Origin of the sequence: Leptolyngbya sp. PCC 6406 (genome assembly GCF_000332095.2) — a bacterium.
Taxonomy (GTDB): domain Bacteria; phylum Cyanobacteriota; class Cyanobacteriia; order Phormidesmidales; family Phormidesmidaceae; genus PCC-6406.
The window spans coordinates 16923-43320 of record NZ_KI913949.1 but is presented as its reverse complement, the minus strand read 5'-3'; the positions used below and the strand labels follow the sequence as shown (position 1 = coordinate 43320).

General features: G+C 56.4%; 29 protein-coding genes and 1 riboswitch. Of the genes, 18 read left to right on the top strand and 11 right to left on the bottom strand.

The annotated features are described in order from the left end of the window. The coding region (locus tag LEP6406_RS26015) for a WD40 repeat domain-containing protein (RefSeq protein ID WP_036028064.1) at positions 1–908 on the top strand (908 nt) is incomplete at its 5' end. Between the two features lie 135 nt (positions 909–1043). After that, complete coding sequence (locus tag LEP6406_RS0200225) at positions 1044–1796, top strand: chitin deacetylase family protein (protein WP_008310439.1); 753 nt, start codon at positions 1044–1046, stop codon at positions 1794–1796. A gap of 31 nt (positions 1797–1827) precedes the next feature. Here the strand turns inward: LEP6406_RS0200225 and era are convergent, their stop codons facing one another. Continuing rightward, entirely contained in the window at positions 1828–2766 is a 939-nt protein-coding gene (gene era / locus LEP6406_RS0200220) for a GTPase Era (protein ID WP_008310440.1), read from the bottom strand. Between the two features lie 23 nt (positions 2767–2789). Further along, positions 2790–3269 (bottom strand): secondary thiamine-phosphate synthase enzyme YjbQ, encoded by a 480-nt coding sequence (locus LEP6406_RS0200215; RefSeq protein ID WP_317133804.1) that lies wholly within the window; start codon positions 3267–3269, stop codon positions 2790–2792. Positions 3270–3466: 197 nt separating this feature from the next. On the opposite strand from LEP6406_RS0200215, the gene LEP6406_RS26010 reads away from it, so the two are divergent. Further along, positions 3467–4513, top strand: coding sequence for a pentapeptide repeat-containing protein (locus LEP6406_RS26010; RefSeq protein ID WP_051463581.1), 1047 nt, complete (start codon positions 3467–3469; stop codon positions 4511–4513). Here LEP6406_RS26010 and LEP6406_RS0200205 read toward each other — a convergent pair. Next, the gene (locus LEP6406_RS0200205) at positions 4510–5061 is read right to left on the bottom strand and encodes a 1,2-dihydroxy-3-keto-5-methylthiopentene dioxygenase (RefSeq protein ID WP_008310446.1); all 552 of its coding nucleotides are present in this window, start codon (positions 5059–5061) and stop codon (positions 4510–4512) included. The two genes, LEP6406_RS26010 and LEP6406_RS0200205, sit on opposite strands and share 4 nt — an antisense overlap. A 468-nt stretch (positions 5062–5529) precedes the next feature. On the opposite strand from LEP6406_RS0200205, the gene LEP6406_RS0200195 reads away from it, so the two are divergent. Further along, on the top strand, positions 5530–6156 hold the full coding sequence (locus LEP6406_RS0200195) for a hypothetical protein (RefSeq protein WP_008310448.1): 627 nt from the start codon (positions 5530–5532) through the stop codon (positions 6154–6156). A 340-nt stretch (positions 6157–6496) separates the two neighbouring features. Here LEP6406_RS0200195 and LEP6406_RS0200190 read toward each other — a convergent pair whose 3' ends face one another. Then, on the bottom strand, positions 6497–7606 hold the full coding sequence (locus LEP6406_RS0200190) for a 3-deoxy-7-phosphoheptulonate synthase (protein WP_008315717.1): 1110 nt from the start codon (positions 7604–7606) through the stop codon (positions 6497–6499). 336 nt (positions 7607–7942) lie between these two features. On the opposite strand from LEP6406_RS0200190, the gene LEP6406_RS0200180 reads away from it, so the two are divergent. Next, a complete protein-coding gene (locus tag LEP6406_RS0200180) occupies positions 7943–8800 on the top strand; it encodes a phosphatidate cytidylyltransferase (protein WP_317133803.1) in 858 nt (285 codons plus the stop codon). A gap of 84 nt (positions 8801–8884) precedes the next feature. Here the strand turns inward: LEP6406_RS0200180 and LEP6406_RS0200175 are convergent, their stop codons facing one another. Further along, on the bottom strand, positions 8885–9790 hold the full coding sequence (locus LEP6406_RS0200175) for a transposase family protein (protein WP_027268700.1): 906 nt from the start codon (positions 9788–9790) through the stop codon (positions 8885–8887). Between the two features lie 314 nt (positions 9791–10104). Beyond that, on the bottom strand, positions 10105–10872 hold the full coding sequence (locus LEP6406_RS26005; protein WP_008315947.1) for an LmeA family phospholipid-binding protein: 768 nt from the start codon (positions 10870–10872) through the stop codon (positions 10105–10107). 173 nt (positions 10873–11045) lie between these two features. Between LEP6406_RS26005 and LEP6406_RS0200165 the strand changes: the two genes are divergently transcribed. Together LEP6406_RS0200165 and LEP6406_RS26000 are read left to right on the top strand one after the other, a co-directional pair. Beyond that, the gene (locus tag LEP6406_RS0200165) at positions 11046–11255 is read left to right on the top strand and encodes a hypothetical protein (RefSeq protein WP_008315944.1); all 210 of its coding nucleotides are present in this window, start codon (positions 11046–11048) and stop codon (positions 11253–11255) included. A gap of 3 nt (positions 11256–11258) precedes the next feature. Beyond that, positions 11259–11465 carry a helix-turn-helix domain-containing transcriptional regulator gene (locus LEP6406_RS26000; protein WP_008315942.1) on the top strand — a complete coding sequence of 69 codons (207 nt, stop codon included), beginning with the start codon at positions 11259–11261 and terminating at the stop codon, positions 11463–11465. Between the two features lie 28 nt (positions 11466–11493). On the opposite strand, the gene LEP6406_RS0200155 is transcribed toward LEP6406_RS26000, so the two are convergent. Further along, positions 11494–11733, bottom strand: coding sequence for a ribbon-helix-helix domain-containing protein (locus LEP6406_RS0200155; RefSeq protein ID WP_008315941.1), 240 nt, complete (start codon positions 11731–11733; stop codon positions 11494–11496). A 315-nt stretch (positions 11734–12048) separates the two neighbouring features. Here LEP6406_RS0200155 and LEP6406_RS0200150 point away from each other — a divergent pair, with 315 nt between their 5' ends. Genes LEP6406_RS0200150 through LEP6406_RS0200140 form a run of 3 tightly spaced genes read left to right on the top strand, consistent with a single transcriptional unit; the run spans position 12049 to position 13012 of the window. Continuing rightward, complete coding sequence (locus LEP6406_RS0200150; RefSeq protein WP_027268699.1) at positions 12049–12396, top strand: type II toxin-antitoxin system RelE/ParE family toxin; 348 nt, start codon at positions 12049–12051, stop codon at positions 12394–12396. After that, complete coding sequence (locus LEP6406_RS0200145; protein WP_008315937.1) at positions 12396–12686, top strand: XRE family transcriptional regulator; 291 nt, start codon at positions 12396–12398, stop codon at positions 12684–12686. The genes LEP6406_RS0200150 and LEP6406_RS0200145 overlap by 1 nt, the downstream gene beginning before the upstream one ends. Before the next feature lie 53 nt (positions 12687–12739). Continuing rightward, the gene (locus LEP6406_RS0200140; protein ID WP_027268698.1) at positions 12740–13012 is read left to right on the top strand and encodes a helix-turn-helix domain-containing transcriptional regulator; all 273 of its coding nucleotides are present in this window, start codon (positions 12740–12742) and stop codon (positions 13010–13012) included. A 77-nt stretch (positions 13013–13089) separates the two neighbouring features. On the opposite strand, the gene LEP6406_RS0200135 is transcribed toward LEP6406_RS0200140, so the two are convergent. Beyond that, a complete protein-coding gene (locus LEP6406_RS0200135; RefSeq protein WP_027268697.1) occupies positions 13090–13398 on the bottom strand; it encodes a DUF2442 domain-containing protein in 309 nt (102 codons plus the stop codon). Beyond that, positions 13379–13564, bottom strand: coding sequence for a DUF4160 domain-containing protein (locus LEP6406_RS0200130; protein WP_225886374.1), 186 nt, complete (start codon positions 13562–13564; stop codon positions 13379–13381). Before LEP6406_RS0200130 ends, LEP6406_RS0200135 begins: the two co-directional genes overlap by 20 nt. 379 nt (positions 13565–13943) lie before the next feature. Between LEP6406_RS0200130 and LEP6406_RS33945 the strand changes: the two genes are divergently transcribed. The 4 genes from LEP6406_RS33945 to LEP6406_RS32490 all read left to right on the top strand — a co-directional run bounded on the left by LEP6406_RS33945 (position 13944) and on the right by LEP6406_RS32490 (position 21454). Next, positions 13944–18146, top strand: a complete 4203-nt coding sequence (locus tag LEP6406_RS33945; RefSeq protein ID WP_081747994.1) for a tetratricopeptide repeat protein — start codon at positions 13944–13946, stop codon at positions 18144–18146. A gap of 514 nt (positions 18147–18660) precedes the next feature. Then, on the top strand, positions 18661–19884 hold the full coding sequence (locus LEP6406_RS0200110) for a DUF4912 domain-containing protein (protein ID WP_008312990.1): 1224 nt from the start codon (positions 18661–18663) through the stop codon (positions 19882–19884). 333 nt (positions 19885–20217) lie between these two features. Next, positions 20218–21168, top strand: coding sequence for a DUF6208 family protein (locus tag LEP6406_RS0200105; RefSeq protein ID WP_036028059.1), 951 nt, complete (start codon positions 20218–20220; stop codon positions 21166–21168). Between the two features lie 133 nt (positions 21169–21301). Continuing rightward, complete coding sequence (locus LEP6406_RS32490) at positions 21302–21454, top strand: hypothetical protein (protein ID WP_155834595.1); 153 nt, start codon at positions 21302–21304, stop codon at positions 21452–21454. A gap of 377 nt (positions 21455–21831) precedes the next feature. On the opposite strand, the gene LEP6406_RS0200100 is transcribed toward LEP6406_RS32490, so the two are convergent. Continuing rightward, complete coding sequence (locus LEP6406_RS0200100; protein WP_008316379.1) at positions 21832–22263, bottom strand: DUF29 domain-containing protein; 432 nt, start codon at positions 22261–22263, stop codon at positions 21832–21834. 117 nt (positions 22264–22380) lie between these two features. On the opposite strand from LEP6406_RS0200100, the gene LEP6406_RS0200095 reads away from it, so the two are divergent. From LEP6406_RS0200095 to LEP6406_RS25990, 3 genes are all read left to right on the top strand, one after another. Then, the gene (locus LEP6406_RS0200095) at positions 22381–22926 is read left to right on the top strand and encodes a Uma2 family endonuclease (RefSeq protein WP_008316378.1); all 546 of its coding nucleotides are present in this window, start codon (positions 22381–22383) and stop codon (positions 22924–22926) included. A 22-nt stretch (positions 22927–22948) separates the two neighbouring features. After that, positions 22949–23764, top strand: coding sequence for a carbohydrate ABC transporter permease (locus LEP6406_RS0200090; RefSeq protein WP_263971104.1), 816 nt, complete (start codon positions 22949–22951; stop codon positions 23762–23764). A gap of 160 nt (positions 23765–23924) precedes the next feature. After that, the gene (locus LEP6406_RS25990) at positions 23925–24404 is read left to right on the top strand and encodes a Uma2 family endonuclease (RefSeq protein WP_008316376.1); all 480 of its coding nucleotides are present in this window, start codon (positions 23925–23927) and stop codon (positions 24402–24404) included. 6 nt (positions 24405–24410) lie between these two features. Here the strand turns inward: LEP6406_RS25990 and LEP6406_RS0200080 are convergent, their stop codons facing one another. Next, positions 24411–24821, bottom strand: coding sequence for an arginine synthesis PII-interacting regulator PirA (locus tag LEP6406_RS0200080; protein ID WP_008316375.1), 411 nt, complete (start codon positions 24819–24821; stop codon positions 24411–24413). Between the two features lie 45 nt (positions 24822–24866). Next, a riboswitch (Glutamine riboswitch) is annotated at positions 24867–24955 on the bottom strand. 321 nt (positions 24956–25276) lie between these two features. Here LEP6406_RS0200080 and LEP6406_RS0200075 point away from each other — a divergent pair. Next, entirely contained in the window at positions 25277–26143 is an 867-nt protein-coding gene (locus tag LEP6406_RS0200075; protein WP_008316374.1) for a 6-carboxytetrahydropterin synthase, read from the top strand. Positions 26144–26398: the final 255 nt, after the last annotated feature.

The following is a 26398-nucleotide window of genomic DNA, read 5'->3' as shown; positions in this document are numbered from 1 at the left end:
ACTCCCCAATACCCCAATACCCCAATACCCACACCCTCCCCACCCCCGGCATCATCGCCAACGCCCTAGCCATCAGCCCCAACGGACGCACCCTGGCCACAGCAAACCGCGATCGCACCATTCAGCTTTGGGATTTAGCCTCCGGTACCCTGATCCGCAGTTGGCGGAAACGATGGGGTCTGTTGGGTGGGGGCCATGGGGATGAGGTGACTGCGATCGCGTGGTGCCCCGATGGCCAGACCCTCTGGAGCGGTAGTCAAGACAGCACCCTGAAGCAATGGTCGCCGGACCAGACACAACCCCTAACCACACTGTCCAATCCGGGCTGGCGGGTTACGGCCCTGGCACTGACGCCCTCACACCTGATCAGTGCCGCCGCCGATGGCCATATTGCCCTCTGGCCCTGGCCCGATCTCCACCCTGTCATAGCCCTAAGCCGCCATAACACCGGGGTGAATGCCCTAGCCGTGGCCGCCGACAGCCAGTCCTTTGCCAGTGGGGGAGAGGACGGTAAGCTACATTTGCAGCAGTTGCCCTCAGGCCAACTGCTCCACAGTTGGTCCGGGAACGCCCCCTTAGGTGCCCTCGCTTTTCATCCCCTGGCCCCCTGGTTAGTAGTGGGCGATGCCAAGGGAACCGTGACCGTTCATTCCCTGACGGATTTTAGTCACCGCTATCCCCTAGATCACCATCGAGATGGCGTCAGTGCGATCGCCTTTAGCCCCGATGGTCAGTGGCTGGCAACGGGGGCAGCCGATGGAGCCCTGCATCTGTGGGATTTCGCCGCCAAGCGCCGCACGGCTGCCCTACGCCATGATTGGGGTATTATGGCCCTCACCTTTACCCCCGATGGACAAACCCTGATTAGCAGTGGTGGCGATGAAACCCTCCGCCTGTGGCAACTCTAAGATTACCTATCGTTGCTGGCTTTCTCCCTTCGGGAGACGCTGCACGAACGACTCCGCTCAGCCAGCGTCAACGGACTTGGTTCTCTGTAACCTTCCAAGTCGTGACCGAAAACCATTTCTGAATTCTGAATGAGGATGAAACTGGCCTTACTGCTATTCTGCGCGGGCTTAATGGGATTGGGGCTGACCTTAATTCTCTGGACTCAACCGCGTTTTTTGCTCTCCATTCCTGACCATTGGATTCCGGGAGTCCTCTATTTTGCAGAAACCGAAGAAAAGCTGGTAGCCCTCACGATTGATGATGGTCCCGATGCCGTCACCACACCGAAAATCCTGACAGTGTTAGACCGTTATGATGCCCACGCCACCTTTTTTGTCATTAGTGGCCATATTCCAGGCAATGAAGCCCTCGTCGAAACGATGGTTCGAGAGGGTCATGAATTGGGCAATCACCTCACCGAAGATCGGCCCAGTATCCTCCTCTCTCCGGCAGAATTTGAGGCGGCGGTGCTAGAAGCCGATGATCTGATTTCCCAATTTGGGGAATGGCGATGGCTGCGTCCCGCCGCTGGTTGGTACAACAGCGCCATGGTATCCATTGCCCAGCGCCACAACTATCAAGTTGTGCTAGGTGACCTATTCCCCTTTGACACCCATATTGCCTCCAGTAGATTTGCGGCGCGGCATATTTTGCAAAACCTGGCACCGGGTTCCATTGTGGTGTTGCATGATAGGGGCGAGCGGGGGGAGAGAACAGCCGCCACCCTAGAGCAGGTGCTGCCCCAGATTTCGGCCCAGGGGTACCGCGTGGTGACCCTCACAGAACTTTTTAGGGACTCGCAGGAAAGCTCCGCTGATCGGGCTTTCTCCCTTCGGGAGAAAACCTAGCCACTGGGTACACTATTAACCCGCAGATCCCTTACTGATCTCGCTGATACCCCAGTTCCGCTAGGCGGGTGCGGGACTGTCGCCATTTGGGCTGCACTTTGACAAAAAGTTCTAGGTAGACTTTGCCCGTGATTAGCTTTTGCATCTGGAGGCGGGCGCTGCTACCAATGGTTTTGAGCATTGAGCCCCCCTTGCCGATGAGAATGCCCTTTTGGGAATCGCGCTCCACATGGATGGTGGCGAGAACATGGGTGATGGATTTGGCCTCTTCGACGCGATCAATTGCGATCGCAACCGAATGGGGCACTTCTTCCCGTGTGTGGTGGAGAATCTGTTCTCGAATCAACTCCCCCATGATGAAGCGCTCCGGCTGGTCTGTCACCAAGTCGGGGGGATAGTAATAGGGACCGGGCTCTAGCGCCATGATCAACTGCTGTTGGAGGTCCGGCAGACCCGCCGCCGTCGTGGCAGAAAACTGACAAATCGGCCAGGGATGATCCGCCGCTAGGGCTTCATAGCTGGCGATCGTCGCCGCGAGGTCAGCCTCAGGGCAAAGGTCCATTTTGTTCATCCCCAGAAATACCGGGGTCTGGGCTGGAGTCAGCAGCTCGGCAATGAACTGATCCCCTCGGCCCGCCGCCGTAGATCCATCCACGACAAACAGCACCACATCCACCGCACCGATAGCGGTGCGGGCATTGTGGACCAGTACCTTACCCAGTTCGTGGTGGGGCTTGTGGATGCCGGGAGTGTCCACAAAGATGATTTGGGCCTCGTCGGTGGTGAGGATGCCCCGCAGCCGATTGCGTGTTGTCTGGGCCACGGGTGACGTAATGGCAATTTTTTGCCCGATGAGTTGATTCATCAGGGTGGATTTACCCACATTGGGGCGACCCACAATGGCGATAAAGCCGGAGCGAAAGCCCTCTGGAGACGGGGGAATCGTAGAGAAAAGGTCGGCGTCAGTCATAGGTGCAGTTGGGCTCATGGGGGCTAATGGCCAGAGATGTGGACCACCACTTCCCGTCGAGTTCCCCGCTGGCGATGCTCCCACAGATAGAGACCCTGCCAAGTTCCCAGGACGAGACGGCCCTGCATGACGGGAATATTTTCTGAGGTGTGGGTGAGGACGGAGCGAATATGGGCGGGCATGTCATCCGGCCCCTCCGTACTGTGGACATAGCTGCGATCCTCAGGCACCAAGCGAGAGAGAAAGGTCTCCAGATCCACCAGGACATCGGGATCGGCATTTTCTTGAATGATCAAACTGGCGGAGGTGTGGCGAATAAACACCGTACAGAGCCCGGTTTGAATACCAGAAGCCGCCACTACTCCCTGAACTTGGTGGGTGAAGCGCAGCAGGGACTTCCCTCGGGTGGGGATATCCAGCACGTCTTGGTGGTGGCGGGTGGTCGCGATCGCAGTCATGACAAGGACAATTAACGGAGAGGAAATCAGACAAAATGGAGCCAACCTTTAGCAGGCCCAACCTCTAGGGTATCGCCCCCATGACGAATAGGGCAGAAGCCCTAGGGGAAGTAGAGGCAGAATTCGCCCGCGATCGCTTCTATATCTTCAAGGTATTGTGTCCACACTGGAGGGTATTCTTAACACAAATAGGTCTGGGTTGCGTAGGGGCTGCATCTAGCCTGAGAGGATCACACAAGGCCATGTCAAATGCAGAACCACGGGCCTTGTTGGCAAGGGGTGTTGACGCCTGGAATCAATGGCGTCAGGAAGCAGAATCTCGGGCAGAGGCAAGTTGGAAAGCCAGTGATCGCATTAACCTACGGGAAGCACGACTGCGACAGGCCCAACTAAGCCAAATTAACCTATCTTCCGTAGACTGCTGCATGGCCGACCTGCGCCATGCCGACCTGCGCCATAGCAACTTGCGGGAGGCACTCCTCTACACCGCCGACCTCAGCTATGCCGACCTCGGGTCAGCGATTTTGACCGGGGCGGATCTGCGAGAAGCTCTGCTCCACGACGCCAACCTAGAGGGAGCAATTCTGAATGCGGCGGTACTCACCACCGCTGACCTTACCCGCACGGTGTTGCGGGAGGCTAGCCTCTGCCATGCCGATCTGCGCCAGGTCCGTATGGGGCAAGCAGATGCCTGTATGGCCCAGTTTCAGGAGGCTAATCTCTCGGGGACAGATTTGCGCGGGGCGACCCTCTACACCGCCAATTTCAGCAAGGCCAACCTCAAGGAGGCCGTGCTTAACCAAGCAGACCTGCGAGAAGCGAATCTGGCCATGGCCAGCCTGCAAGATGCGCTGCTGCACGGAGCCAATCTCACCGCTGCCGTTTGTAGTGTCACCAATCTGATCGGCACGGCCTTTCACGGGGCAACGCTGGATATTGCCAACCTCAGTCTTGCCAATCTCTGCATGGCTAACCTCACCGGGACTCAAATGCGCGGCACGATACTGATTGGGGCCAATATGATCGGCGCTAATCTCCATCGAGCCGACCTGCGAGGGGCCAATTTAGAAAGCACAGATCTGCGAGAGGCTATTCTCCGGCAAGCGAACCTGCGGCAGGCGAACTTTCGCTACGCCAATATGCGCATGGCCCATCTGGCGGAGGCCGACCTGCGGGGGGCCGACCTGCGGGGGGCCGACCTCACCCATGCCAACCTCTGGGGCACACAACTAGAGGGAGCCTGTCTCGTGGATGCCACCATGCCCAATGGCTCGGTGTATGACGGCTAACTAGTGACAAAGGCAGGACCAAAGCACAGGGGTTGGTACCCTTTTTCCTTACCTGTCTCTGTGTAGTGGGGGGTCCAACCTGCCGGATCTTGGAATAGGCGAATGGCCTGAATTCTGCGATCGCGGCAGAGATCAAACCAGTGGTGCGTTCCCCCAGGCACCACCAGTAAATCCCCCGGCCCCACCTCAATGGCCACCACCGGACCCGACTGAGGATTAATGTGAAATAGCCCATGGCCAGAGATGATGAAGCGCACCTCATCCTCATCATGCCAGTGTTCTTGGTTGAACTTCTTCAGCAACATCTCCAAGTTGGGGGTTTCCGGCGTGATGTTGATGACATCAGCAGTCACATAGCCCCCCGCCGCCTTGAGACGATCGACCTCCCCTTGGTAGGCGGTCAGAATATCCTCGGCGGTAGCCTCCGGAGATAGGGGATGGGCGGGTTCCCACTGTTCATAATCGAGGTCGATACTCTGAAGGTAGGCCCAGATGGCCTCTAGTTCAGTAATCTGACGGTTTTCTTTAGCAATGCTGAGGACAGCCATCGGCGGTAAAGAGAGAGAGAGAACAGGTTTCGTATCGATTTCTCAATTGTAGGCAATTTAGCCCACCCCATGAACGGACGTAAGGTTCCAAAATCCTTTCTCTGCCTTCGTTGTAGTCGTAATTGGAGTGCGCCCTAGGTAATCTTCCCCCAGTTGCACTAGCACCTCAATTGGGAATTTTAAGACTGTAGACCTCGACCCCCCGAGTCACCCTAGGGGCATTGTGGCGTTAGCGTAGTCAGGCCCGCAGGGCTATGAATCCAAAACACCATTTTCCGAAGCTGCGGTGTGTTCCGAAAGGCAATGGCACACTTACCCAACCCTAGACTCTTCTGGGTAACGGGCATCAGTAGAACAGCTTCACCCCCTACGGATGAGGGCCAGTGATGAAGGCCAGTGACGAGGGCCAGATCCTGAATCCGAATCCTGAACTCGACAATCCTAAATCCATCCCTGAAAGGCGACACCATGATATTCGATCGCATCCTTGAAGATAGTCTCAGCTTTATTCGCCGCATGTTGTGGGCTCGTAGCGAAAAGACAGGCACTAGCCGTCCGCCCTTCCAGTCTATGCACACCATTGAAGGCGATAACGGTGTGATCTCTCTGCTAGAAGGTCGGGACACCCCTCGGGCGGTACGCACCTGGATGTATTCCCCCAAGCGACGAGACATGAACTCGGCCCAGATGGTGGCCAGCACCTCATCAATGGATCTCCACATCTACTGTGACTTTCTAGGGCCACTGCCCACGGCCCACACCCCCAAGGCAGAAGAGGAACGGGAAGCGGCCAAAGCCCGCCGCCAACGGGGAGAAATTGTCCCCACCCATCGGCTTCAGATTTTCAAGGCCAGCCATTTTCTCAATAAGGATGGGTTTTATACCTATGAGCTGGTGTTCTGGCAAGACTATGACTTTTTTGTTGCCAATGGTCCTAAACCCGATCAAATGGCCCGAGCAACGGTCGATTACCTTGTTAAGCAGTGTCTACGCCTGGGAGAACCCCTGAAGTATAAAGCTGAGGATTGGGAGCCCATTGTGGAGAAGGTTAGGAACGAGGTCAAAACCGCGATTTTAGCCAAGCAGGCTAGCTAGGTGTTGGGGGGGTGATATGAATTTTGAGTTTTGAGTTTTGAGTTTTGAATTAAATTTCCCGGTAGGGGCGCGGTTTCCGCGCCCAACGCAGGATGTCGCCGTCGGGACGGGGTACCCGTGCCCAATACGGAATTTCCCGGTAGGGGAACGGTTTCCGCGCCCAATGCAGGGGGTGACAGGTTGCAACTTAGCGGAACTATTCCTGCCATCGTCGCGCAAGCGTCCCGATTGCCGCAAGCGGGACAAAATAGGTGCAGGAACCCTTGTGGGGCATGGATTTCCCCTTCTGCCCCTTCTGCCCCTTCTGCCCCTTCTGCCTTCTGCCTTCCGCCTTGCAGTACTAGGTGGTGGACGTCTGGAGGGAGGGTTCTACGGCGGCGGCCAGGGTGCGTAGCATGGTAGCAGTGGTGTCCATATTGACACAGGCATCGGTGATGCTTTGCCCGTAGACCAACTGGCTGAGATTACTGGGAATCGACTGCTTGCCCGCCACCAGATGGCTCTCGACCATCACCCCAAGGATGCTTCGGGAGCCGGACCGCACCTGATCCACGACACTTTCTAGCACCGCAACCTGACGATTGTGGTCCTTGTCAGCATTGGCATGGCTGCAATCCACCATCATCCGGGGATTCAACCCCGCCTTGGTGAGTTCTGCGGTGGCCTGTTGTACATGGGTGCGATCGTAATTGGGGCCATGCTTGCCCCCCCGCAGCACCAGATGGCCATCGGGGTTACCTGTGGTGGTGACAATGCTGGCGAGACCATGGTGGTTGATGCCCAGGAAATGGTGGGGCTGACTGGCGGCCAGCATGGCGTTAGTCGCCGCTTGGAGACTGCCATCGGTGTTGTTTTTGAAGCCAATGGGCATGGATAGACCAGAGGCCATTTCCCGGTGGGTTTGGCTTTCTGTGGTCCGTGCCCCAATGGCGGTCCAGGTGATTATGTCAGCGATGTATTGGGGGGTAATGGGATCTAGCAGCTCCGTCGCGGCGGGGAGCCCCATGGCGGCGAGGTCCAGCAGCAGTTTACGGGCAAGGCGTAGCCCGGTGTTGATGTCGTAGCTGTTGTCTAGGTGGGGGTCATTGATCAACCCTTTCCAGCCGATGCTGGTGCGGGGCTTCTCGAAGTACACCCGCATGACGATCTCTAGCCGATCGGAAAGTTCTTCGCGCAGTTTCACCAGTTGACGGCCATAGTCGCAGGCGGCATCCACGTCATGGACGGAGCAGGGGCCAACAATCACCAACAAGCGCCGATCTTCGTTGTAGAGAATGTTGCGGATGCGATCGCGGGTCTGGGCCACTAAAGCTGTCGCCTGCTCGGTCATGGGGAGTTCGTGGTGCAGCAAGGCAGGGCTCACCAGTGGGCGCGTTTCAACAACGTGGAGATCCTGGGTCTTAAACATGAAGGGAATACAGCTAGCGACAGAGCAAAGGGCCTTTTCCATTGTGGGGCGTTTCTGGTGGATTGGGATGGGAGGTTTGGAAAAAGTGTTGGAAGCGTAAAGAGGGTGGTGGTGGGGTGATTTACGGGGAAAGTCGAGATCCATTGGCGGCGAAGCAACGCCAAACAGGTGAAACTATAGGGATTAAGGGAGGATTAACTTACACGGCAGCGTTGGCATCCCTGGTGGAGATGGCCTGAAGTCGTACCTTGAAATTCTCGCTTGACTATGATTAGCCTGACTTCAGACCCGATGTGACCATGAGGGTCAATTCTCTGGGGTCGATTCCCACTCACCTTATTTATGAAGGACTTCGCCTCAGTGCCTCCCCCCATTCCTATGGCTCGTACTATCAGCGCCGTTGTGGCTATTACCTTGGCGCTGGCGATTGTGGTATTGGGGGGCTGGTATTTCACCCTAGCCTTTGGGGTCATTGTGTTTCTGGGGCAGCGGGAAATCTTTCAACTGGTCCAGGCCAAGGGCATTTTCCCGGCGGCGAAGACTACGTTTGTCGTGAGCCAACTGTTACTACTGGTGGCCCACCTGTCTCCCGCCTTGGCCAATGCGGTGCTGCCGTTGGGGGGAACCTTCATTTGTTTTTATCTGCTGTTTCAGCCTAAGCGGGCCACGATCGCTGATGTAGCAGCCTCGATTCTCGGACTGTTCTATGGGGGATATCTGCCTAGCTACTGGATTCGCCTGCGGGATTTAGGGGCGGCGGGCACCTTGCCCCTTCAGGGGTTTTGGCCTCAGTGGCCCCTCGCGATCGACACCCTCCCCCTGGGGTTGACCCTGACCGTGACTGCCTTTGCCTGTATTTGGGCGGCAGATATTGGCGCGTATCTGGTGGGTCGCTCTTTTGGTCGTACACCCCTGTCGGATATCAGCCCTAAGAAAACAGTAGAAGGGGCGGTATTTGGGGTTATTGGCAGTATTACGGTGGGAGCCCTCAGTTCTGCTGGACTGGGCTGGCCCTATCCCCTGCTTTCGGGGGCGGCTCTGGGGGCCTTGATTGGGGTCTCTAGCTTGCTGGGGGATCTAACGGAATCCTTGATGAAGCGGGATGCAGGGGTTAAGGATTCGGGCCAACTCATTCCCGGCCATGGGGGGATTTTGGACCGGGCCGACAGCTATGTGTTTACGGCTCCGATTGTCTATTACTTTGCGACGCTGCTGCTGCCGATTTTGCCGGGTTAGAGACGTGCGTCTAAATAAAAGACTTGTTGTGAAATAGTGCTCAGTCAAAACCTTCAAGGGCGACTTCCTTCCTCTCTCCCTCGGTTAAGCGGCCATCAGATAAAAGTTCCAGAGTCCTGCCGCTGTGAAGATGGAGCGGTCATCAAAGTTCGCTTTGCGATTGCGATAGACCTGGGCGGCAATCCCATAGCGTTTTAGGCCAGCAAAGGCATGCTCCCCGACGACCCGTTCTCGGGCGAGGGCTTGATTCTCAGCTTTCTGCTCATCGGTGAGTTGTCCGCCCTTAGGTTTCTTGTGTGGAATCTCTACGTTGACATACTCGTTTTGCAGCCCCTGAAAGCCTGAATCACCCTGGATTTTGACGTCATCAGGAATCCACTCGGCCCATCCCTCGCTATTGAGAATGCCTTTGTCGTGCGCCTTACCGGGATAGGCGGTGCTGAATACGAGAATCTGGCGGTCTGGGGCGACACCAGCCAGGTGGGTGCGGGTATGGCGCTTCTTTTTGCCTGAGTAATCTTCCTTCTGTTGGTCCCGGTCTTTGGCCCGCTGAATGGGGCGTTCAGTCCCGTCAAGAATCACCCGTTCCACCTCGGGAAAGGCTTCGATAAATTCTTCAAGACTGGTCAATTTGCGTTTCGGCAACGCCATTTTTTCACCCAGGGCTTCCTCCAGCAGTGGTTGGAGGCGATGCATCCAACGATTCGCCTGAGCGCGATCCAGGTCAAACAGGACACCGGCCAAATCAAAGGTCGGATACACCTTGAAGTAGAACAAGATGAAGAACAGTTTGGTCTCGACCGTTGCTAAATTGGGTTTTCGTCCGGCTCCGGTGGCCCGTTGACGGGGTAAGGGACTCCGACGGGGAACCTCTGCATGGGCCAACACCTGAGCGAAGGTGGATTCCAGTTCCTCAAAGGCTTTCCGGTTCAAACCGGTCAAAGCCCGCAGGAGGCGGTCACTCTTGAGGGCGCGTTGGAGGTTCAGCACGGCACAACCGGGTTAACTAGCTCTAGAGGCTATTATCCCCTATTTCACAACAGGTCTAAAGTACCGGAACCGTTGAGCACTGGTAGGGTGCATTCGCGAAGCCACGCCTTAGCGTTATGCACCCTACGGAACTCAGGGCGGTTAAAACTGCTGCTATACTGCTGCCGATTTTGCCGAGGTGAATCCTGCTGAGATATAGCGGTCCTCACTCGGGTTAGGTCCAGCCAAGGGGCTTGAGCCCCTTGTTCGCCAGTCAGGTTAAGTCCAGGCAAGGGGCTTAAGCCCCTTGTTCGCCGAATAGAGGGGTGCCGTGCCTAGGGCAAGACCTGGAGGCCACCTGCTAGCACCAGTTGGCCGGGGCTGATGGTGCATTCCGAGAGGGCTACTTCGGGGCCGAGGTCTAGGGAAAACCCCTGGAGACCGGGCAATTCCTGACGGTCACTGGACTCTGAGGGGGAGAGCCAGCGCGGCTCTTGCAGGCTCAGATACCGCCCGTCGGTAATGGCAAGGCCCGTCTCAATCGAGATGGCGGGGACAGCTTGTCCGGGTCGAGGGACGAGCTTCAGGACAATAACCCCCTCCCCCAGTGTCGCTTGGGGCTCGTAGTAGGGCTGCACCGTTTTGTCGGAGCAGGCGGCTAGTACCGTTTGTAGATCCCCAGTTTCCGTCTGGGCCGCTGCCAATTGGGTGAGGAAATCGTAGAGTCCTTCCCCCAGGAGTTCGGAGGTGAGGGAAGCGTTCAAATCGGCTTCAGTTAAGCAAACCCGCCCCGTGACAGGGAAAGCCGCCAGCAACTTTAGGGGTTTACCCCGCAGAATTTGCCCCAAATTGACGCGGATTTCTCTGGCCTGAACCGCTATTTGGCTCAGGTGCATCCCTTGGTAAATGGCTTTTTCTGCCGAGAGGGTGACGCCCGGTAGGTAACCGCGTAGAATTTCGCGATCGCGCCCCTGGATGTCAAACACCAGGTTTTCGATGTGCTCTGCCTGGGAATGGAGCCAAAGTCGAACAGCGGCGGGCAGCAGCCGACTAATCCAACGGCTTCCCGTTGCTGAGTCTGGGGTGGGATCAATCTCTGTCACGGCAATACTCCTTGTGATAGCTCCCTCAGGAATCCTCCGTCATTCAACCATGACAGTGCCTAAGACGCGATCTGAATTCAATACCCCCTGCAAATCAGAGCAGCGGCAGTAAATTAGGGCAAGTGTCTACACTGATAGACATTGAGGTCGTTGTACAGAAGCGGTCTGTAAACATGGTTGACACCATCGAAATTCCTCTCGCGCTGACACAGTTTCACCTGCCTGATGCAGTTCAGGCACGCCTTCAATACTTGCTGGATCGTCAAGATCAGGGGCAAGTATTATCGCCACTAGAGCGATCGGAGGCCGAGGGCTTAGTGGAGTTAGCGGAGTTTCTATCCCTACTGAAGTTGCGATCAACTCGGGTTGTGCAACAGGGATAAAAAATGACGATTCCTGAAAATTATGACGACCTGTTAATTGAGGAATTACAGGATGTAGAGGTGGCGGCGGAATATCTCTCGACCGCGATCGCGGGGGGCTCGGTTGAGGAGTTTTTGACGGCACTGCGCTATGTGACGGCTGCCCATGGTGACATTGGGGTACTGGCTGAGATTACCCATCTCAATCTTCGCCATCCAAAATGCTGCTGATATCCTGGGCAGCATAGAGAATCTGAGGTTAAGATTGCTCAACCAGTCGAGCCCGCTTTTGGTCCCACCAATCGTCGGTGGCTTCTACCCCATCGCCACTGTCCAAACCCTCTAGCAGCAGGGCTTCTACCCGTGCTTGCTGAGCAACCCTTGCCTGTTCTCGCAAAATCAATTGACAGATATACTCGCTAGTCGAGCCCATCCCCGCAGATCTAGCTTGCGCTTCGATAAAAGCTTGCAGTTGCTCTGGCAGAGAAATGTTCAACATTCGCAGCTCACTTCACGATATTGGACGACCTAGTCCTAGGGTAGCGAACGGGTAGTAACCCAGCATCCCGCCGCTGTAATGATTCACTCCCCCCGGCTAAACTGCTACAACCCTTGATCTCTCGTTCGACTGATCTCACGGCTTTGCTACAGGAACTCTATGTCCAACCGTCGATTGAAGATGTCAGCGATGATGACATCCTGGCTGAGGTCAATGCAGTTCGACACTAACCCCGATAGTAACCGTCCTCTGCCAGCCAGCGTAGTTCTTGGGATAGTTAGCTAGGTCGAACCAAAAAAGGTACAATGTCCATCAATGGAAGCAAAGCGTTTACCTGCCAGGTTTTATCAGTCAGAGGGAGGAAATGAGCCAGTCAGAGAATGGCTCAAGTCGCTTGAGCCATCTGAACGAAAAGTTGTCGGGGTTGATATTAAAACTGTTGAGTATGGGTGGCCCATTGGGATGCCAATCTGTCGCCCAATGGGCAAAGGGCTTTACGAAGTTCGGTCAAACCTCCCCAATGGCAAAATCGCCCGTGTGCTCTTCTGTATCTATGGAGAAAATATGATTTTGCTACATGGATTTATTAAAAAAACGCAAAAGACCCCAGCCTCAGACTTGAATCTGGCACTGAAGCGCAAAAGCATTCTGGAGGCAAAGTAATGATGAATAGTCCCTGTATTGGCTCTTCTTTAGATGATTGGCTAGAGGAGGAGGGAATCTTGGCAGAGGTAAATGCAATCGCACTCAAGCGCGTTTTGGCATGGCAAATCTTGCAAGAAATGAACCGTAAAGGGTTGAGCAAGTCCCAAATGGCCACTTCCATGAATACCAGTCGTTCTTCTCTAAATCGGTTACTAGATCCTGTCAATACGTCCGTGACACTGAAAACCCTGGAGCGGGCCGCAACTATTTTGGGTAAACGCCTGCAAATAGAATTAGTTGATATTTAGAGCATTTCATAACACCTCAGGATGCTGGAGTGACAATGCCCTAGCCATCAGCAATTGAGGAATTACAGGATGTAGAGGTGGCGGCGGAATATCTCTCGACCGCGATCGCGGGCGGCTCCATTGAGGAGTTTTTGACGGCACTGCGCTATGTGACGGCTGCCCATGGGGGCATTGGGGTACTGGCTGAGATTACCCAACTCAATCGCCAGAGTCTTTACAAGATGTTGTCGGATCAGGGGAACCCGACGCTGGTTAATTTGATGGCTGTGCTGAAGTCGGTGAGGCTGACCCTCACGGTTAAGCCGATTGAGTCGGATGCGGCTTAGGGTGAGGTGGAGCTATAAGGCATGGAAATGATCACACGGCATCACCTTCTGCCAAGTGGCGCAGGGCTTGCTATTTCTCAGTTTGCTGCTTGACGTTGACTCAGCCATCGCTGAAATGATGGTTGGCTCTCTCCTGAGGGCTGACCCAGAATCAGATTTTTGACACTGATGTCTTCATCAAGCTGATTCCAATGAATTCCTGCGCCATGACCAATAAATCGCCAATCCTGGCGCTCTTTGGGAGACCCCTGCAACAGCCGTGGATACCACGCGATCGGCACAGAAATCGTCCAGCCATCTACAAGATCAACGGATAAGGTGTCATCAGTGATCTCGACTGACTGAATGGTGGGAATGTCCTTTAAGTCAACCATTAAAGAAGTCATGCCAGCCCTCCAATAATTGCTCTTGATTCTCTTCGACTTGCTTCTGAATACGGTTGATTTCTTTGCGACTAAACCCCTTATTGCTGTGGAGTCGAACTGGAGTTAGCCAAAACTTGGCCTCCGCTTGGTCACGCTCAGAGGATGTTTGAGAAGTATCCAATGTCATGCTGAATGGAGCGATAGCGTAGTGAAGCATCTCGGTGTAGCGGCCCAAAGCCTAGATTCCTCGTTCCGCTTCGCTACTCTCGGAATGACAAATGTGACTTTTAAAACATCCTCTCAACATGGACGTGGGGGGGTTCGTCACGATCTCCGGCGTAGCAAAAGAACCGATATGGCCCAATGATCAACAGTGTAGGCATTTGGGCAGTGCTGGCAGCGATTCATCCTGAGCATAGCGGGTTTCAGCCCCTTGATCTGCTGGGTCTCACTTCGTTTGACCCAGTCTACGGGGTGGCTGGCGGGAAATCTAAAGAGACGGGTGGTGAATAGGTGGGCGGGGCGGGGAAATAGGTACTTTACGGAGAGGACCTAGGGGGAAACCAATGGCACGACAACGGCAATGGGCGGCATGGATGATGGCAGGTCTGCTGTGGGCACCGGGAGCCGCAGCCCTGCCCCCGCAAGCAGCACCCGTCACCCTAGCCCAGGCCAACCCCACTACCATCACTGGGCAACTGGATGAGAATAGCACCACCCTGGAGAGTGGTCGCCGCGTTAATTACCATACGATTCAGGGCAATGCGGGTGACACCCTCACCATTGAACTCACGACCGATGGCTTCGCGGCGCTGTTGGTGCTTTTTGACCCTGAAACCAGGGAAATTCTGGAGCAGGCGTCAGGAGCTACTGCTCGCCTTCAAGCCACACTTCCCCGCACGGGCAGCTATGCCATTGGTGTTGCAGGGACTGGTACGAATGAGATCAACTCCTATCGCCTCCAGTGGCAGGGCAGTAGCTCTACCACTGAACAAAGTGATGCTCTAGATCGAGCCACCACCCTGAACCAGGGAGCTATTGAACTCTACCGAGCAGGGCGATATATGGAGGCCGAACCCCTCTACCAAGAATCCCTCGACATCCGCCGTGAGCAGTTGGGGGATCGCCATCCCGCTGTGGCCACCAGCCTTAACAACCTGGCCGAGCTGTACCGTGCCCAAGGGCGCTATGGGGAGGTGGAACCCCTCCACCAAGAATCCCTCGACATCCGTCGTGAGCAGTTGGGGGATCGCCATCCCGATGTGGCCACCAGCCTTAACAACCTGGCCTTGCTGTACCTTAACCAAGGGCGCTATGGGGAGGCCGAACCCCTCTTCCAAGAATCCCTGGCCATCCGCCATGAGCAGTTGGGAGAGCGCCATCCCTCTGTGGCCACCAGCCTCAACAACCTAGCGGGGCTGTACCAAGACCAGGGGCGCTATGGGGAGGCCGAACCCCTCTTCCAAGAAGCCCTCGACATATACCGTGAGCAGTTGGGGGATCGCCATCCCGATATGGCCGCCAGCCTCAACAACCTAGCGGGGCTGTACCAAGACCAGGGGCGCTATGGGGAGGCCGAACCCCTCTTCCAAGAAGCCCTCGACATATACCGTGAGCAGTGGGGGAATCGCCATCCCTCTGTGGCCACCAGCCTCATCGGTCTGGCAAACCTGTACCAAGCCCAGGGACGCTATGGGGAGGCCGAACCCCTCTTCCAAGAAGCCCTCGACATATACCGTGAGCAGTTAGGGGATCGCCATCCCAACGTGGCCGCCAGCCTCAACAACCTAGCGGGGCTGTACCAAGCCCAGGGGCGCTATGGGGAGGCCGAACTCCTCTTCCAAGAAGCCCTCGACATCCGCCATGAGCAGTTGGGGAATCGCCATCCCGATGTGGCCACCAGCCTCAACAACCTGGCCTTGCTGTACCAAGACCAGGGGCGCTATGGGGAGGCCGAACTCCTCTTCCAAGAAGCCCTCGACATCCGCCATGAGCAGTTGGGGAATCGCCATCCCGATGTGGCCACCAGCCTCAACAACCTGGCCTTGCTGTACCAAGACCAGGGGCGCTATGGGGAGGTTGAACCCCTCTTCCAAGAATCCCTCGCCATCCTTCGTGAGCAGTGGGGGAATCGCCATCCCGATGTGGCCACCAGCCTCAACAACCTAGCGGGGCTGTACCGTGCCCAGGGACGCTATGGGGAGGCCGAACCCCTCTATCAAGAAGCCCTCGACATCCGCCGTGAGCAGTTGGGAGAGCGCCATCCCAATGTGGCCACCAGCCTCAACAACTTGGCCTCGCTGTACCGTGCCCAGGGACGCTATGGGGAGGCCGAACCCCTCTACCAAGAAGCCCTCGACATATACCGCGAGCAGTGGGGGAATCGCCATCCCGATGTGGCCACCAGCCTCAACAACCTAGCGGGGCTGTACCGTGCCCAGGGACGCTATGGGGAGGCCGAACCCCTCTATCAAGAAGCCCTCGACATCCGCCGTGAGCAGTGGGGGAATCGCCATCCCGATGTGGCCACCAGCCTCAACAACCTAGCCTCGCTGTACCAAGCCCAGGGGCGCTATGGGGAGGCCGAACCCCTCTATCAAGAATCCCTGGCTATCCTTCGTGAGCAATTAGGAGAAAGCCATCCCGATGTAGCCAGCAGCCTCAACAACTTGGCAAGCCTGTACCAAGCCCAGAGGCGCTATGGGGAGGCCGAACCCCTCTACCAAGAATCCCTCGCCATCCGCCGTGAGCAGTTGGGGAATCGCCATCCCGATGTGGCCACCAGCCTCAACAACCTGGCGGGGCTGTACCGTGCCCAGGGGCGCTATGGGGAGGCCGAACCCCTCTACCAAGAATCTCTCGCCACCTTTCGTGAGCAGTTGGGGAATCGCCATCCCGATGTGGCCACCAGCCTCAACAACCTGGCCGCGCTGTACCAAGCCCAGGGTCTCGATGGAGAGGCGGTGATGTTTCTCAGTCAGGGGCTTGACATTGAAGAGTGGCACCTGGATCTGAACCTGACGACGTTGCCCGAGACCCAGCGCCAAGCCTATGTGGCCACGATATCGGGTACTGGCCAGCAACCCATTTCCCTCAACATCCAATCAGCTCCCGACTCCCCCGAAGCAGCAGAACTGGCCCTGACCACCCTGCTACGGCGCAAAGGCCGCATCCTCGATGCCGGTACCGATAGCCTGCAACGGCTGCGGCAAAACCTCACCCCCGATGACCAAGCCACCCTAGCCCAACTCACAGACACCCAGCGACAACTGGCCAATCTCACCTTCAATCCCCCCGAAAACCTCCCCCCTGAGCAATACCGGGCTCGGTTGGCGGAGCTAGAAGCCCAGGCCACCCAACTCGAAGCCACCCTGGCCCGCCGCAGCGCCACCTTCCGCGTCGAAACTACCCCCGTTGATATCGCCGCCGTTCAGGCCCAGATCCCCACCAAAGGCGTTCTCGTGGAGTACGTTCGCTATCGACCCTTTGATGCCACGGCTGCGAACAACAACTTCGGTACAGCCCGTTACGCCGCCTACCTGCTCTTCCCCGATGGCCGCATCCAAGCGGTGGATTTGGGCGACGCTGCCGAGATTGATGCCGCTGTCCTGTCCTTTGTGGGCCTACTGCAAGATACCCGTGCTGATTTTCGGGGGACAGCGGCCATCACTGTACAAGTAAGCCGCGATCGTATTGACACCGTTACCGACACCCTCAAGGCATTGGTCTTTGACCCCATCGCCCCCCACCTCCAGGGGCGAGAGCATTTGCTGATTTCCCCCGATGGCCAACTGAATCTGCTGCCCTTTGAGGCATTGCCCGCGACTGCTCCCTTCGACTCCGCTCCCTTCGACTCCGCTCAGGGCGCGAGCCGGGAACGCTCAGCGACCTACTTAGTTGAGCAATACCAGATCAGCTACCTCAATACAGGCCGCGACCTGGTGCGCTTCGGGGTCGTCCCCCCCAGCCGCAACCCCGCTGTCCTAGTGGGCAATCCCAACTACGACACGGCTGACCCCACCGTGCAGATTGCCAGTAGTCGCGGCGACAACCAGCGGGCCACGGTGCTGGGGCAATTGCGGTTTGGGCCACTGCCGGGGACGGAGGCGGAATTGGCAGCTATTCAGCCTCTCTTCACCAATCCCGTACTTCTGGCAGGTGACCAGGCCACCGAGAACGCCCTGAAGGAGGTGCAGTCCCCCCGCATTCTCCATATTGCGACCCATGGCTTCTTCTTGGAAAACGTAGATCGCACCGCCCTAGAAACCAGTCGTGGCGACATTGCCGTAGTCTCCGCCAGTGGCTCCGGTGGGGGTGGTGTTGCCCCGGCCCAGTTAGCCGCCCAAGTGGAAAATCCCCTACTGCGATCGGGCCTTGCCCTGGCCGGATTCAATACCCGTGCCAGTGGCGGCGAAGATGGGGTACTGACCGCCCTAGAAGCTTCCCAGTTGAACCTATTCGGTACCCAGTTGGTCGTGCTATCCGCCTGTGACACCGGCTTGGGAGATGTGAACAACGGCGAGGGAGTCTATGGTCTGCGGCGGGCTTTTGGGATTGCGGGCGCGGAGACCCAGTTGCTGAGCCTGTGGCAGGTGGATGACTTCGGCACCCAAAGCCTGATGGCCCGGTATTACGAAAAATTACTCAGCGGTATGGGTCGCAGCGAAGCCCTGCGGGCGGTGCAGTTGGAGTTGATTCAGTCCGAGGAATATAGCCATCCCTATTATTGGGCAGCGTTTGTGCTGGCGGGGAATTGGCGACCCCTTTAGGGTCGAAATATTTTAGCGGTATTCATCTCAATCCAGTACGACCACGGTAGGGGCGAACGGCTGTGTGCCCTCAGGGATGTACGCAATTCAACTGCATGTCGCCATGAGAACAGGGTACGGGTTCTTTGTCGGACCTCCAGATGTTCATCCCCACCCCTACGACTGTGGGCGAACAAGTGGCGATCTATGCCGAGATCTATGGCCAGGGTTGAGGATAAATTTCTCTGGAGATCAAAAAGTCCTGTTTTCGTGACATATGCAATTACAACGATCTCCATAAGTCATGAGATCATGACATTGCGATCCCCCAGAGGGACGACGTTTGGTTGATCTGGGCTGAAAGGCCGTATATCAAGCCTTTTCGCCCCTTGATCCCAGAAGGGCTTTCTGGCATAGTAAGGCCAACCTGTGATCCCCAAGGTTGCAGCGTGATCCCCATCCAGGGATGCGCCCCCGGATATTGCCCCGTTTCGACGCCCATTTCAATGACTGTTGCAGTTGAGGAGAGTCCCCAATGTCCGAAACCAGTCTGTCCCCCAATTTGTCCTTAGAAGATATGACCCTCCGGCAACTGCGCCGGATTGCCAGTGACCTAGATGTCTCTCGCTACAGCCGGATGCGCAAGACGGAATTGATTGAATCCATTCAATCGGCTCAGGTTCGCCGCACCACCTCTATCCCTGCCCCCACCTCCGCGATTGAGGGGCAAACCGAGGTGGAGGCAGCTAAGTTTGCCCCCGTGACCGATCCCCTACCTCCGGAAGCGTTGGCTTCTGTGGATGAGGGACTGGGGGAACTGCCCTCTGGCTACGGCGAGAGCCGCGTCGTGCTGATGCCCCGCGACCCGCAATGGGCCTATGCCTACTGGGATATCCCCAACGACCACAAAGAGGAACTGCGTCGCCAGGGGGGTGCCCGTCTGGCCCTGCGGTTCTACGACGTGACCGATATCGACATCAACTCCCAGGCTCCCCACAGCCTGCAACAGTACGAGTGTGATGAGCTGGCACGGGAATGGTATTTGCCTATCCCCGTCAGCGATCGCGACTATGCCGTGGAGATTGGCTATGTGTGTAATGACGGGCGCTGGCTAGTGTTGGCCCGTTCCGCCGTCGTCCATATTCCCCCGGTCTACCCCTCCGACTGGGTAGAAGATGAATTCATCACCGTGGGCTGGGATCAGGATCTGCGCGGTAAGACCCTCATCACCCTGACGCCCCCCAGCCGCAAGGTCACCGCCAGCAACCCCATCTACGAGGAAATCTTTGGCATGGCCCAGGGAGCCGAGGCGCAGCGGGTTGCCGGGTCTCTATTTGGTTCCATGCAGCAGGTTCCCGAGCAGGCGGTCAGCTCCTATGTCTTCCCCTCTGGGGTGGGCATGTGGGCGATTCCCACGGCATCGGGCTTGACGATGTCGGGTGCGGGCCTGGGCTTCTCTGCCTCCGCTGTCCCCATCCGTCCCCGCAAATTCTGGCTAGTGGCCGACGCAGAACTGATCGTATACGGAGCCACGGAACCCGATGCCACCGTTACCATTGGCGGCAAGCCGATCCAGCTCAGCCCCGATGGCACCTTCCGTTTCCAGATGTCCTTCCAGGATGGGCTGATCGACTTCCCCATTCTGGCGGTAGCTGCCGATGGCGAGCAGAACCGGGCCATCCACATGAAGTTCAACCGCGAAACCCCCCACCGCCGGACCAATACCAAGGCGGAAGCGGTGGAAGAGTGGCTGGTGTAGGTTGCTTAACCCGCTAACCTAACCTGACAAAGGCGCGGCTCCGGCTGCGCCTTTTTTGCGTTTCTACCTACCGGGTACGGGCACAACTTGGAAGGTTATGTCTTGAAACGAGCTGAAAAGTTTGCCATGTCGTTGTTTCCATGCAGACATCCAGTTCCCTGAGCGGAGTCGAAGGGAACGGCAGGACCCCGGTGGTGTGGCTGGCTTTCTCCCTTCGGGAGACGCTGCGCGAACGACTCCGCTCAGCCAGCAGTCAACGGGCTCGGTGCTCTGTAACCTTCCAAGTCGTGCACAGGGCTATTCTGGAAAACAGCGCTGACTCACTCTAAAGCCATGATGAAATCCCCACCGCCCCATTCTTCCGTTGATCTAGATGCCCTATGGGAAATGCCCTTGGGGCTCTTGTCCTTTGGTTTCTCTCGGGTGCTGCGGTGGACCTTGACGAACCTCAGCCGCTACTACAGTCCTCTCAATAAGCAGGAAACGCCTCAGTGGCAGGTGGTGTCGGCGGAATTTTTGGCGAAACCCATCAAGCTACTGTGGGCCATGAGTCGCGCCCGGTGGAACCTCCATTCCCTAATTGCGATCGCAGGTCCATTCACCGTTGAAACCTCCCTCAGCCTCAATATCGCCACCATTAGCCGCAGCACCCCCAGTTGGACAGCAGTTTTCTACACCCTCAAGGATTACCAAACCCTCGCCAGCATCAGTTCCCTCAGTGTTTCTGGAGATCAGGAATGGGAAACCGTGGCCCTGCCCCCCGGACGCTACCTGGTGGGGCTGCGCCACTACCACTGGGCCGATCCCGTCACCCTGCCGGAGATTCGGGTTGATGGGGAGGCAGCGTTGGCGGAGAAATCCATAGCGGCTCCTCCCGATGCCAATCGGTTCTACCGCGATCTGATCCACCGCCAAGGGCTGATTCATCGCGGCCTGAATGGCTATGTTTACCCGTTGTTGCGCTATCGGCAGCTTTTGCCGCAGCAATTCGTGCGAGATGTGTTTCTGCCGGTGCCCAACCCAGAAACCCAATTCCACTACGGAGCCCTGAAGCGGGGAGAATCCCTGTCCATCCAGTTCGCCCCGGAACTGGTGGCCACCCACGACATTTTCTTCAGCCTCTATAATCGCTTTTGTTTTCCCCTGGACTGGTATCCCCTGCGGAAGGCTCAGCAGGTAACGAAACCCCTGGATCGCAAAGCAGCCTTCATCATCCGCATCCACCCCAAGCAACCCCACCTGCCCCCCCCCACGGCGGATCAGGTGAGCCTGGAAATTCTCTAGAAATCTTCACGGTTCCCCTCTCTTTCCTGGTTCCCAGGCTCTGCCTGGGAATCCTCACCGAGGCTCTGCCTCGGCGCTAGAAAACCCCAGCCGGGAAAGCTACGGCATCACGCCCCCAGAGCGACGGCAGCAGGTGATCAAGGCCCAGTTACAGACCATCCACGGCACCCTGCGGGCCTATACCATGTATGCCCTGGGGGCGTTCAAGAACTTGGCGGGGGTGGAGGTGGAGGATAAGAATTTTAGCGCCTCGTCACCGTCAACCGCCCCACCGTCAACCTCGTGACCTTAGGGTTGCCAGTACTCTGCGGCGCAAATACCCTAACCGTTCTATCGTGGTACACCTCGGCCCCTCACCCTAGCCCTCTCCCAGGGGGCGAGGGGACCGGAAAATGTTGGGCTGGTGCATCATCAGGTTTGATTTTCAGGGTTTCGTAGGGTGCATAACGCTAAGGCGCGTCTTCGCCCACGCGAAGCAATGCACCGTAACAATGCACCACCTAGGGGAAATGGGCACAGGATTTCCGCCGCCCAGTACTAGTACCGTAGGGCGTAAGTGAAGCACCTATCTGCCAAGGCAAAACCCTTGTATATCCTGGGATCCCTTTCATCCTTCTGACTGCTAAGCACGGGCACAGCCCTACATCCTTCTGCCTTGCAGTACTAGTCTATCGGTGATTCAAAAATCTCTGTCTTAGAGAACTGGCAAGATTGGGGGAGTTGTTCAGGGTCGAGAGGTGTTTCTCGACCTACCAGATCCAGACCGTCTTCATAGCCAGCAACAATAGCTTCGTCTAGGTAGGGTTTCAAGCTCGGGTTTTCCTTCAGGTGGCGCTGAATTTTCCGACGCTGCTCTCTAATCGTGTAAACCCAGCTCTTAGATCGAGCTGCGGGCTGGTACTGCCACTTGAGCAGTTGCCCCAGCAGCACTCCCAATCGGTTGCGCAACTCCTGCCGCTCTTGCCGACCCAAGGATTCAATCTCCTCAATTAAGTTTTCGAGATCAAGTTCCCCTAATTGACCCGCACGCAGTAGTTTAGCCTGGTGCTGAGTCCAGGCATAAAAATCTTGGTCATAGAGCGTGGTGGTTTGCATCGGAGGCACCGCAACGTTCTTAAATTGTACCTACACCGCTCTGTACCCAACTGCATGTCGCTATATCTACAATGGAGCTAGCGTCCTGTCTCATCTTTCCCTTCTGGAGATCACGCCATGACGGTAACCGTTGCCCGTTGGACTCTAGGGGACTACCACGCTTTGGCGATGTCAGGGTTACTCCAGGATCGCCCGGTGGAATTATTGAATGGGCTCATCGTCAATATGCCTCCTGAGGGTCCAGATCATGCCGAGCTGAGTAGCACTACATCAGAGGTGCTAGGTGCGATCGCGGCGGGGCGGTATCGAGTGCGTTCAGGGAAGCCCATTACCCTTCTAGGCAGTGACAGTGAACCTGAGCCTGATGTGGCGTTGGTGGTGAATCAGTCCTATCTGGCTGATCATCCGAGAGCGGATCAGGTGTATTTGGTCATTGAGTTTTCCCGTTCTAGCCTCCTCAAGGATACTAAGGACAAGCGACAGGTCTATGCTGCCGCAGGGATTAGAGACTACTGGGTGGTCAATTTGCGCGATCGCACTCTGACTCAATACCGGGATCCCGTAGATGGCGATTACCAGGTTGCAACGAACCTGACCACCGGGTCTGTTTCACCACTGGCATTTCCCGATATTCAACTCGCTGTTCCGCAATTTTTCTCCTAACCCTATGCCTCGGGCTGATCTAGTGCCGACTCGCAAATTTTGGCTCTGGCTGAATTTGGTGCTACTGCTAATTGGGGCAGCCATTGTCCTGTGGCCCTTAGCCATTGTCGTGACCACCTCCTTCCATCCCCCCGGTGCGGTGGTGGGCAGTGAAGCTGCCCAGGTCTGGACCCTGGATAGCTATGGAGAAGCTTGGCGGCGGGGCCACTTTCCCCTGGCCTTCGCCAACTCCACCTTCGTCGCCCTGATGGTGACCGCGCTGCAAATCTTCACCTCTGCCCTCGCGGGCTATGCCCTAGCGCGGCTGCGATTTCAGGGACGGCAGTTTGTCCTGCTGGCGGTAATTGTCTCCCTGATCATTCCCTTTCAACTGCTGGTGGTGCCGATCTTCCTCGTGCTGAAATGGGGTCATCTGATCAATACCTACGCGGCCTTGATTTTGCCCACCGCCGCCAATGGCTACGGCATTTTCCTGATGCGCCAGTATTTCACCACCATTCCCGTAGAACTGGAGGAGGCAGCGGCCCTAGATGGGGCCAGCCGCTGGCAAATCCTGTGGCAGATTATGCTGCCTTTGGCCCGTCCCGCTCTGATCACCCTGTTTCTCTTCACCTTCATTGGCGAATGGAATGATTTGTTCAAACCCCTTATTTTCACCACCCGCCCCGAGTTGCGAACCGTGCAACTCGCGCTGATGTCCTTCCAGGATCAATTTTCCAATGACTGGCCCCTGCTGATGGCGGCGGTGGTCATTGCCACGGTGCCCGTCGTGCTACTGTTTCTCGTCGGGCAGCGTCAGTTTATCGAGGGCATTGCGACCACAGGGGTCAAGCGGTAAACCGCACCAGGATGGAGCTTGGGTTGCAAAGACCTCCTGGATGGCCACCATGCCTTGCCCCTACCCTAATATCGGTCACCCTAATAGGTCACCATAGATCAGAGCCATAGAATATCAGGCATAGGGCATCGTGACACGCCCTGGAAGTCTAGGGTCTGCCATGGTCCAGCTTAAGCCAAGGTTTCAGAGCTTTGAAGCATATCTGTCCTACGATGACGGGACAGATACCCTCTATGAGCTGTTCAATGGGGAATTGATTGCTGTGGCCCCAGAATCCGGCATGAATGTCGAGATTGCCAACCTGCTGTTTACGCTGTTTCTGCCCTTGGTGGGCCATCGACGATTGCGGGGTCACGGGCTAGAGCTAGAAGTCCGAGGAGAGCCCCGTAATCGATACCCAGATTTGACCATCATCCGCGAAGAGCATATTGCCCTGCTCAAAGCCCGCAACACGATTCGGTTATCGATGGCTCCCCCGCTGCTAGTGACTGACCCCAGCATCTCCCCAAAAAAAGGGGTGTGCGATATCGCACACCCCTCTGCTCCAGCTACAGCACAACGATTAAATTTTGGATCTGCGGGAGGTTCCAGTCTGGTTCCGTGCCGCAGAAGCAGGTCATGTTTCCCCCTTGTGTCTTAGGGGAAATCAGGCAAACTGGTGCAGTTCCTCTTCAAGTTGATGGAGGAGTCCATCATTGCCCTGGGACCGCGCGATCGCCATCCGATGCTCTAGAGAACGACGAATGTTGTCTTGGTGGATGCGGGTCGCTTCCTTCAACAGTTGCCGCCTTGCCTGGGTCATGGAACGATAGGCGGGAGTTGGCGGTACCACTTCGGCCTCGGGCATTTGCGCCAAGGGCTCTAGGCTGCCATGGCTATTGGTCTGGTAGGCATGGCCCCGGAATTTCATCGCCGCAACAGGCTGCGGAAAGGGGATATGCCGCACGTAGGAGAAGTTACAGGGGCGACCCCGATAGCAGCCCAGAACCTCACTCTCCGTTACCTCTAGAACAGGGGGAGTATAGTCGTACTCAACGCCTCTGTAACAAAGTTTCATTTTTCGCCTCCAAGCTTAGCCATTCACTCATGTTCACGACGGAGAGGCGCGTTCCTTCGGGGAGTCCCTACTTCCGTCTCGAAGGCTTTAGCAGACTTGACGATACAAGTGCGTGACCTATCGAGATGAACGATTCTCAGTATTCTGTATTCAATTTTACGATTTTTGGCCTCGTGTCAGCAACTCATGAAAATAAAAGTTATCCAAGCTTTAGAGAGAAAGTGCTACTGGGCAGGGGTTTGATGCACTGGGCCGGGTAATTATGAGAGAAGAATGCAATATTTATTTACTTCTTGTCAATCCCCCCTGCTTCCTGATAGGCGGTGACCCCTTAGGGCGGCTACGTCAATGACCATCGCCCTTCCACCGCTACCGCCCCGGAGACCAGTGGTTTCTACTATGCTGATAACAGAATACGTTACGGAACTTAACTCAGAAACCCTGGGTCTCTCCCCATGCAATGCATCATCAACCGTCGCGCTCAGTTCTCAGCTAGTCATCGCTATTGGCTCCCAGAGTTGAGCCCTGAGGAAAACGTCGCCCGTTTTGGCAAATGTACCCAGGCTCCCGGCCACGGCCATAATTACGTCCTCTACGTTTCTATGGTGGGGGAGCTGGATCAATATGGTATGGTCCTCAACCTCTCCGATGTCAAACACGTCATCCGGCGAGAGGTGACCGGACAGCTCGATTTTTCCTATCTCAATGAGGTGTGGCCCGAATTTCGGGCCACCCTACCCACCACCGAGCACATGGCGCGGGTTTTGTGGCAGCGCCTCAGTTCTCACCTGCCCCTTGTCAAAATTCAACTTTTTGAACACCCTGAACTCTGGGCCGAATACACAGGAAACGGTATGGAAGCGTATCTCACTATCAGCACCCACTTCAGCGCTGCTCACCGCTTAGCGCTGCCCAACCTCAGTTATGAGGACAACCTGGAAATCTACGGCAAGTGCGCCCGCCCCCACGGCCACGGCCACAATTACCACCTAGAGGTCACTGTCAAGGGGGAAATTGATCCCCGCACAGGGATGCTGGCGGATCTGGTGGAGTTGCAAACCGCCATTGAGGATCACGTGGTGGAGCCCTTTGACCACACCTTTTTGAATAAGGACATTCCCTACTTCGCTGAAGTGGTGCCTACTGCTGAAAATATTGCAGTTCACATTCGCGATCTGCTGCGGGAACCCATTCGCACCACTGGGGCGACCCTCTACAAGGTGAAGTTGATCGAGAGCCCCAATAACTCCGCTGAAGTCTATTGCCCTGTGCCGGAGGCACCTGCCCCAGTCCGGCAGCAGGCGGAATTGGCGGCGGTCTGACGGGATCTCATTAGCCCCTAGTTAAGAGGCGGGCCGTTAAAACCGCGCCTATACAGCCAAAACCCGCCTGCGCGGGTTAGGGACACGACTTGGAAGGTTACGGAGAATCGAGCCCGTTGACCGCTGGCTGAGCGGAGTCGTAAGTCTTTCAGACAGGCTACGCCAACGCAAAGCGTCTCCCGAAGGGAGAAAGCCAGCCACACCACCGGGTTCTGGCCGTTCCCTAGCCCCTCTGGGGCGGCAAAGCCAACGACT

Coding starts and splice junctions, on each gene's coding strand:
- LEP6406_RS0200225 (WP_008310439.1), top strand. CDS start 1,044: ATGAAACTGGCCTTACTGCTATTCTGCGCGGGCTTAATGGGATTGGGG.
- era (WP_008310440.1), bottom strand. CDS start 2,766: ATGACTGACGCCGACCTTTTCTCTACGATTCCCCCGTCTCCAGAGGGC.
- LEP6406_RS26010 (WP_051463581.1), top strand. CDS start 3,467: ATGTCAAATGCAGAACCACGGGCCTTGTTGGCAAGGGGTGTTGACGCC.
- LEP6406_RS0200205 (WP_008310446.1), bottom strand. CDS start 5,061: ATGGCTGTCCTCAGCATTGCTAAAGAAAACCGTCAGATTACTGAACTA.
- LEP6406_RS0200195 (WP_008310448.1), top strand. CDS start 5,530: ATGATATTCGATCGCATCCTTGAAGATAGTCTCAGCTTTATTCGCCGC.
- LEP6406_RS0200190 (WP_008315717.1), bottom strand. CDS start 7,606: ATGGAAAAGGCCCTTTGCTCTGTCGCTAGCTGTATTCCCTTCATGTTT.
- LEP6406_RS0200180 (WP_317133803.1), top strand. CDS start 7,943: ATGGCTCGTACTATCAGCGCCGTTGTGGCTATTACCTTGGCGCTGGCG.
- LEP6406_RS0200165 (WP_008315944.1), top strand. CDS start 11,046: ATGGTTGACACCATCGAAATTCCTCTCGCGCTGACACAGTTTCACCTG.
- LEP6406_RS26000 (WP_008315942.1), top strand. CDS start 11,259: ATGACGATTCCTGAAAATTATGACGACCTGTTAATTGAGGAATTACAG.
- LEP6406_RS0200155 (WP_008315941.1), bottom strand. CDS start 11,733: ATGTTGAACATTTCTCTGCCAGAGCAACTGCAAGCTTTTATCGAAGCG.
- LEP6406_RS0200150 (WP_027268699.1), top strand. CDS start 12,049: ATGGAAGCAAAGCGTTTACCTGCCAGGTTTTATCAGTCAGAGGGAGGA.
- LEP6406_RS0200145 (WP_008315937.1), top strand. CDS start 12,396: ATGATGAATAGTCCCTGTATTGGCTCTTCTTTAGATGATTGGCTAGAG.
- LEP6406_RS0200135 (WP_027268697.1), bottom strand. CDS start 13,398: ATGACTTCTTTAATGGTTGACTTAAAGGACATTCCCACCATTCAGTCA.
- LEP6406_RS0200130 (WP_225886374.1), bottom strand. CDS start 13,564: ATGACATTGGATACTTCTCAAACATCCTCTGAGCGTGACCAAGCGGAG.
- LEP6406_RS33945 (WP_081747994.1), top strand. CDS start 13,944: ATGGCACGACAACGGCAATGGGCGGCATGGATGATGGCAGGTCTGCTG.
- LEP6406_RS0200110 (WP_008312990.1), top strand. CDS start 18,661: ATGTCCGAAACCAGTCTGTCCCCCAATTTGTCCTTAGAAGATATGACC.
- LEP6406_RS0200105 (WP_036028059.1), top strand. CDS start 20,218: ATGATGAAATCCCCACCGCCCCATTCTTCCGTTGATCTAGATGCCCTA.
- LEP6406_RS0200100 (WP_008316379.1), bottom strand. CDS start 22,263: ATGCAAACCACCACGCTCTATGACCAAGATTTTTATGCCTGGACTCAG.
- LEP6406_RS0200095 (WP_008316378.1), top strand. CDS start 22,381: ATGACGGTAACCGTTGCCCGTTGGACTCTAGGGGACTACCACGCTTTG.
- LEP6406_RS25990 (WP_008316376.1), top strand. CDS start 23,925: ATGGTCCAGCTTAAGCCAAGGTTTCAGAGCTTTGAAGCATATCTGTCC.
- LEP6406_RS0200080 (WP_008316375.1), bottom strand. CDS start 24,821: ATGAAACTTTGTTACAGAGGCGTTGAGTACGACTATACTCCCCCTGTT.
- LEP6406_RS0200075 (WP_008316374.1), top strand. CDS start 25,277: ATGCAATGCATCATCAACCGTCGCGCTCAGTTCTCAGCTAGTCATCGC.